The organism is Methanobrevibacter sp. (genome assembly GCF_017447225.1).
Lineage (GTDB): Archaea > Methanobacteriota > Methanobacteria > Methanobacteriales > Methanobacteriaceae > Methanocatella.
In genome coordinates this window covers 1-6930 of the sequence record NZ_JAFSNZ010000088.1, presented here as the reverse complement: position 1 = coordinate 6930, position 6930 = coordinate 1, and the positions used below count along the sequence as shown (strand labels likewise).

Here is a 6930-nt window from a genome sequence, read left to right as displayed (position 1 = left end):
TTCTTTTTTGTTTAATTTTTCTAATTTTACTTTAAAATTAGAATTTAATTGTTCTTCATTGTTTATTTTGATAAATTCATATCCCATTCCTTTTAATTGTTCTATGAATTTATCTTCCAACATTGCTTCACTTTCTACATCAACTGTCATTATGCGAACCCTCTTTGGAATACAAATTATTATTTATAACTATTTCTGTTAGACACATTTTATAATCTTTCTTATTTTTACTACTCTAACATCAATATTGTTCTAAGTAGGTAAAATAATAAGTAAAAATTAATTTTAATTACATGGGAAAAATTTTATATGGGGCATATAATATCATTAACTAGTGATTAAAATGACAGAAGATAGATTTAGAAAATATGATGAGCTTGAAGATGATGAAAAAGAAGTACTTGACGTTTTCAGACAAATGAAACTAATTGCAGATTACAATAAATTCAAGTTATACAAATACAAAGTTGAAGATTTAATAGAAGATTATGAAGAGTTAAAAAAGCTCCGCGAAGAAATCCAAGCCAAATACTTTTCAGTTTATGAAGAATTAGTCAATGAAGAATTGATTGAAGGAGAATTAGATGCCAGTATTTGGGGAATCACAAGAGAACATGAAAATGAAACCTGGGATTCTGAATTGCAGCTAATGAGCGAGATTAAAACTAATTTTGACATGGCTATTAATCTGATTGAAACTGGTGAAGCAGAACAAATGATTATCGATGATGAAAATTTGTAATCTAATTTTTTATAGTTTCATAATACATAACTTTTTACTAAATTAATATCAAATATAAATTTAGGTGATACTATGGCTGAAGGTGATGTTTTTAGTACTACAAATCTTAAAGTTTCAAATTTAGTTTCTGAAGTTGATTCTGGAATTATCGCACTTCCAGATTTACAAAGACCATTTGTTTGGAAAGATAAACAAATTAGGGATTTATTTGACTCATTATATAGAGGTTTGCCAACAGGATTAATAATACTTTGGGGAATTGGAGGTAGAGACGACGAATTTAAACCAATTGGTTTTGATAAGCCAACATCACCTAACAGATTAGTTATAGATGGTCAGCAAAGATTAACATCACTATATACAGTTTTTACTGGAAAACCTGTTCTTGATAAAAATTACAAAAAAAGACTTCCAAAAATTGCATTTAACCCATTAACTGATGAAATAGAAGTTCTAAATTCAAGTCGTGAAAAAAATCCTGAATGGATTAATAATATCACAGAAATATTCAGCGGAAGCCTATTAACTATTATAAGAGAATATATTTCTAATATTAAAGAAAAAAGACCCGATTTAGAAATTAATGAAACAGAAATTGAAAATAAAATCGAAAAAATAAGAAATATTAGAAACTACCCCTTTTCAGTTATTGAATTATCACAAGATTTAAATCCAGAACAAGTATCTGAAATTTTTGTAAGAATAAACAGTAAGGGAAAGGTCTTAAATGAATCTGATTTTATTTTAACATTAATGTCAGTGTATTGGGATGAGGGAAGAAAAGCATTGGAAGAATTTACAAAAGATTGTAAAAAACCAGATTTAAATAGGGAAACCGCATTTACAACAATAAAAGCAACCCCTGATTTAGAACATCTTTTAAGACCTGCAATTGCTTATTCATTCTTTAGAGGCAGGCTCCATTATGCTTATTTAATTCTTAAAGGTAGGAATTTAGAAAATAAAACTACTACTGAAGCTGAAAGAAATAAAAACTTTGATAAATATAAAAAAGCACAGGAAATTGTTTTAAATTTAACAAACTGGCATGATTACTGCAATTTAATTGAATCTATTGGATTTATAAATTATAATGTTTTAATTAGTTCAGAATTTGCATTTTATGCTTGTTATGGATTATATTTAATTGGAAAATATCAATTTAATGTTGAATACTCAAAATTAAATAGAGTAATTAGTAAGTGGTTTGCATTTTCACAATTAACACAAAGATATTCTTCATCATCAGAATCAGTTTATGAACAAGATTTAGTTAGATTTAGGGAAAAAGATGTTGATTTTGTGGAAACATTGGATAACTTAATTAGAAGTGAATTGACAGCTGATTATTGGAATATAACTCTTCCTCAAAGATTAATTTCATCCAGTAACAATTATGCAGGCAAAGTTTATACTGCTGCAAAAATATTCGAAGGAGACAATATGTTATTTTCAAAAGCTGTTTTAAGAGATCATTTATCTCCATTATCTAAATCAACGAAAAAATCAGTTGATATCCATCATATATTCCCAAAAAATTATTTAATCAATAATGGAATAACTGATAAAACCGATTATAATCAACAAGCAAATAAGATTTACATTGAGTATAAAGATAACATTAAAATCAGCGATAAATCTCCAGCAGAGTATTGGCCATTAATGTTAAACTCATTAAATGAACATGAAAAAGAAGATTTAATGAATAACTACGTTGAAAAATATGATTTACCATATGAATTCTGGAATATGGATTATTTTGAGTTTTTAGAAGCACGTAGAAAATTAATGGCTAAAAGTATTAAAAATTATTTTGAAAAATTATAAATTATATGAAATAAGTCTTCTTAAACTTTATTTTTGACTTATTTCTATTCTATCCTTTTTTTTAAAATCCAAATCGTTAATGTCAATCTTCACAAAATTTTTAAAAAAGTAGCTATTATATATAAATCTTTATATATTAAAAGTAATAAATTATATAATAAATTAAGTGGAGGACATTTATGGCAGATTCAATTATATTACTTGAAGAAAGAAAAGAAGTCACAACATTCCTTCTGGATGAAGGTGCAATCACCGCAACCACAGTCACCACTCCAACAGGTGAAACTCCAGGTTACGAATACGCAGGAACCAAAATAAAAGTCGATGACGCAGTTACTCTATCAGCCAACTCAGACATCGGAAAACCTACCGTTAAAAAATTCACAGGCTCAGAAGGCGAAATAATCTTAGGAATTGCGGTCAACGATCCGGTTACCATGACTGGAGGTAAAAGAAAAACAGCTATTCTTGTATTAGGACATTTATTCAGATTGAAATTAGCATCAGGAATTTCAAACATTGCAGTCAACAACAGAATAGCTTTAACAAGCACCGGTGCCATCAAATCAGATGAGGGAGAATATATTGCAATGCATCCGGTAACTAGCTCAGACGATTACAAGTACATCGAAGTGTTCAGACCATATGACATCGGAACCACAGGTTCAACTTAAGGTGATAATTAATGATTACAAAAGGAAATGATACTAAAGTACAAAATGAGGTAATAGCTCAAACCATTACTGATGAAACCGCAAAAAGATTGAAGTTAGCCAGATTGTTTCCTAAACAAGAAATCAAAGAGAACTCCGATTACTACACATACTTCAGACAGAACATCAATCTCGATGAAGCTATCAAAAAAGGATTGCTCGGAGAAGCTAAAGACATCGCTCCTGGTGCAAGTTTACAAGAGTTAAACATCAGAAAACCGGTAACCGACACAATCAGCATTGACACTGTCGGTGGAGTACTCAACGTCAACAAGGATGTTTTCGACTCAGATATCGTTTCATTTGAGGATTTGTTAGGTGATGTGGCTACTGTTATTGCTAACCGTATTGAATATAACATTTACGATACAATAATTAGCTCCCCGAACGTTCCGCAATATAACACAACCCAAACCGATGATACTATGGATGCATTCGGTAACTTTGTCATCAAAGCACAGGAAGCTTTCAAAGGCAATGCCGGAGCAGGTGCTGATTTAACAATAATGGCAGAGTCCTACAAAACATTATCATACGTTAAACAATTAACTTACAGTTCAAACAAGTTAGTTCAACCTGTTGAAGACATTAAGGAATACTATGGTATTGATAACATTGACTTGTTAGGAACAACCCAGGCTGACGGCGGATCATTAATAGGTGATAAACAGTACATCGGTTTCGATTTAAGAAATGCTCCGTTAACAGTATTATATTCCAAATCTTCAGGAACTACCGTTGCACCTATTACATCTGATGAAAACATTGCAGACTTTTATCCTATCATTGAAATCATGCGTAAAGACATTTACGATGAGTTACCCCAATATACAAAATTGTTCATACAAAGTAAAGTCGGAATATTGTTAAATAAACCGGGACTTGCCCTGAAAGGTACTTGCAGACCATAAGGAGGATTGTTAATGTTAACCAAAGGAAATGATGCAAAAGTACAAAATGAAGTGATGGCGCAGATTGTGGCCGATACTTCTGCAAAGTGGATGAAATTCACAAGACTGTTGCCAAAGCAGGAAATTGAAGAGAACTCACAGTATTATACTTACATGTCTCAAAGAGTCAATATCGAGGAAGCCATTCAGTCAGGCGTACTTGGAGAGGCAAAAGACATTGCTCCAGGCGCTACTTTACAGGAACTGAACGTCAGAAAACCAATCTCAGAAACCATCTCCATCGACACTATCGGTGGAGTATTGAACGTTTCCGCCCAAATGCTTGATTCCAATTTAATCTCCGTTAATGACATGCTACAGGATGTGGGAATCCTCATCGGCAGAAGCATTGAAAAGGCAGCTATTGACATGATTATGAATTCATCTAAAGTTGCTACATACAACTTTGAAAGTGGTGATGATACTGGAATGACCATCCTCAAAGCTCAGGAAAAGTTCAAGGAATCAGCCGGAAGCTATGCCAACTTAAACAGCATGGCCGTAAGCTACAAATCATTAACAACCCTGAAATCAGATATATTCTCAAGCAACAGACAGGTCGAACCGGTAGAACTTATCAAAAGCTATTATGGTGTTGATAATATTGACATTTTAGGCACTGCTGTCTGTGATGGTGGTTCTGAGATGGGTGACAAGACATACATCGGTATGGATTACATCAACCCCGGAATGAAATTGTTATACTCCAGAACTACCGGAACAACCGTTGCTCCGTTAGGACCTGATGGTGAGATGTATGATTTCTATCCGTTGATTGAATTCATGAGAAAGGACATCAGGGATGAATTGCCGATGTACACCAAACTCTTCATCCTGTCAAGCGTTGGAGTATTAATGAATGCACCTAACAGAATCATCAAAGGTAATTTCAGAGCATAGAACCATATTTTATCTCCTAAATATTAGTGAAGTTTCAATAGCTTCACTAATTTCTTCTGCTCATATTTTTTATATGCAATAATCGCTATATTATATACTTGAGGCTATAAAATGAAACTGATATTAGATACTGAAAATTCACATCCGACAACATTAACAGTTAAAGGTAAAGAAATAACCTTGCTATTGATAGAATCCAGTATATTAATTGATAGCTCTCAAATAGCTAAACTGTTTGATAAAAAAGAAAAGACAGTAGCTACTAAAGTCCAGAAATCCAAATTAGATAAATATGAAACTGAAAATATAAAGCTATTGAAAAATTATGGATTAATGAATCCGGATGCTGTAAAACCAAGACCATTCTATGACTTAAGGCAAATGCTGGAAGGACCGGCTTATTACTATTTCAAAAAGGAAGATGAAACCGATCTGATTGATGTTATTGTAAGAGTAGCTATCGGAAAGCACCGTGAGTGGATCCATAACAAGAACATCCAACATTAACGGCGACCGTTAACTGTTGAAAACTTATTTTTCGAAATTCTTTGATATATATCGGGGTTTAAAAACCAGTCTTGTATTGACAACCCTTGCCGTTAATGTCAGTGACAGTCAATTAAATCAAACCAAAAAATCAGCTATTGATTTAATCAAGTCTCTCTTTTAGGAAACATTAAGTATTTTCAACACAGTGATTACCTACTATTTTTATTATCTAAAATATATAAAAAATATAATAAATAAGATAATACAAATTATAATATATGACAGAAGATAATATTAGCTGGACAAGTTTTTGTCAGGCAATGAACTCAATAGCATTCTGGTTAATCCAGAACAAAAAGAAGTATAATAAACGTGACTATTATCAGATATTGACATTGAAAGGCAGCTGCAGTGATGTTGAAAAGAAAGCCAAGAAATTAGGTTCAGACAAGCTGGTTGCAATGTATACAATGGCTTTGATTAAGGATAACAGTTCTTTGGATTTCCTTCCAAACTATGTGATGTTAAAGAACGGAACCAAAATTGACAAGGCAGAATATGTGGATATGGCCATAAGGACAGAGGCATACATCAGGGCAAACGGAAGGCTTCCTGCAATCGTTTACAGAATGTCAAAGCTTCCTGATTACAATGACTCAACAATGAAGCTGTTTGCGAAGACATTCAACTACAAAGGAAACACAATAGATGAAGCATTAACTATTATAGCAAAGAAGAAATTGTACAGCAAATACTTTAATTCACAAAAAACAGACAAGAAAACAATTAATGATGCCAGCAATGGTAAAGGTTCCAACTGTGTGGACTGGGGACAGGTCTATTACAGAATAGCTAAGTCTTTAGGTTATGACGTGCAGTTTGTCCATGTGAAATGTCGTGTAAGCGGTACTGGGCATATCAGATTGAGATTGAGACATAAAAAACATACTGGAGGAAACTGGATTAATAGAGATCCTGCTGCAGTAGCAGATACAACTTCAGGAAATGTCAGAGCAATCTGGTGTGAAGACGGATATCTCATAGCTTATGATCCAAGTTGGATATTTACAGATTTGTATAGTAGTTAACGTTAATGTTAACTCTTTTTTATTTTTAACATAATATTTTGATTAGATATTTTTTTAGGAAGATATATATTTAAAAAATTATATATAGTTTTTTTGGAAAAGTTTATACCTTATGAAGTTCATATATAATAATTATGAAAGTCGCAAAAATTGAAGAACATTTAACGGATAATGACTTAAATGATCTTATAAAAGAACATAAGGATTCGTACAATATTTAT

General features: G+C 32.1%; 7 protein-coding genes. All 7 read left to right on the top strand.

Features of this window, described 5'->3' with window-relative positions:
- Positions 1–343 precede the first annotated feature (343 nt).
- Positions 344–742, top strand: a complete 399-nt coding sequence (locus IJQ68_RS08555) for a hypothetical protein (RefSeq protein ID WP_292799220.1) — start codon at positions 344–346, stop codon at positions 740–742.
- 72 nt (positions 743–814) lie between these two features.
- The gene (locus IJQ68_RS08550; RefSeq protein WP_292799218.1) at positions 815–2569 is read left to right on the top strand and encodes a DUF262 domain-containing protein; all 1755 of its coding nucleotides are present in this window, start codon (positions 815–817) and stop codon (positions 2567–2569) included.
- Between the two features lie 179 nt (positions 2570–2748).
- Positions 2749–3243 (top strand): hypothetical protein, encoded by a 495-nt coding sequence (locus IJQ68_RS08545; RefSeq protein ID WP_292799216.1) that lies wholly within the window; start codon positions 2749–2751, stop codon positions 3241–3243.
- 11 nt (positions 3244–3254) lie between these two features.
- Positions 3255–4193, top strand: coding sequence for a hypothetical protein (locus IJQ68_RS08540; protein ID WP_292799214.1), 939 nt, complete (start codon positions 3255–3257; stop codon positions 4191–4193).
- A gap of 12 nt (positions 4194–4205) precedes the next feature.
- A complete protein-coding gene (locus IJQ68_RS08535; RefSeq protein ID WP_233144885.1) occupies positions 4206–5132 on the top strand; it encodes a hypothetical protein in 927 nt (308 codons plus the stop codon).
- A 111-nt stretch (positions 5133–5243) separates the two neighbouring features.
- Positions 5244–5639, top strand: coding sequence for a hypothetical protein (locus IJQ68_RS08530; protein ID WP_292799209.1), 396 nt, complete (start codon positions 5244–5246; stop codon positions 5637–5639).
- A 260-nt stretch (positions 5640–5899) separates the two neighbouring features.
- Positions 5900–6709: a pseudomurein-binding repeat-containing protein gene (locus IJQ68_RS08525; RefSeq protein WP_292799207.1), complete on the top strand. Its 810-nt coding sequence runs from the start codon at positions 5900–5902 to the stop codon at positions 6707–6709.
- Positions 6710–6930 lie beyond the last annotated feature (221 nt).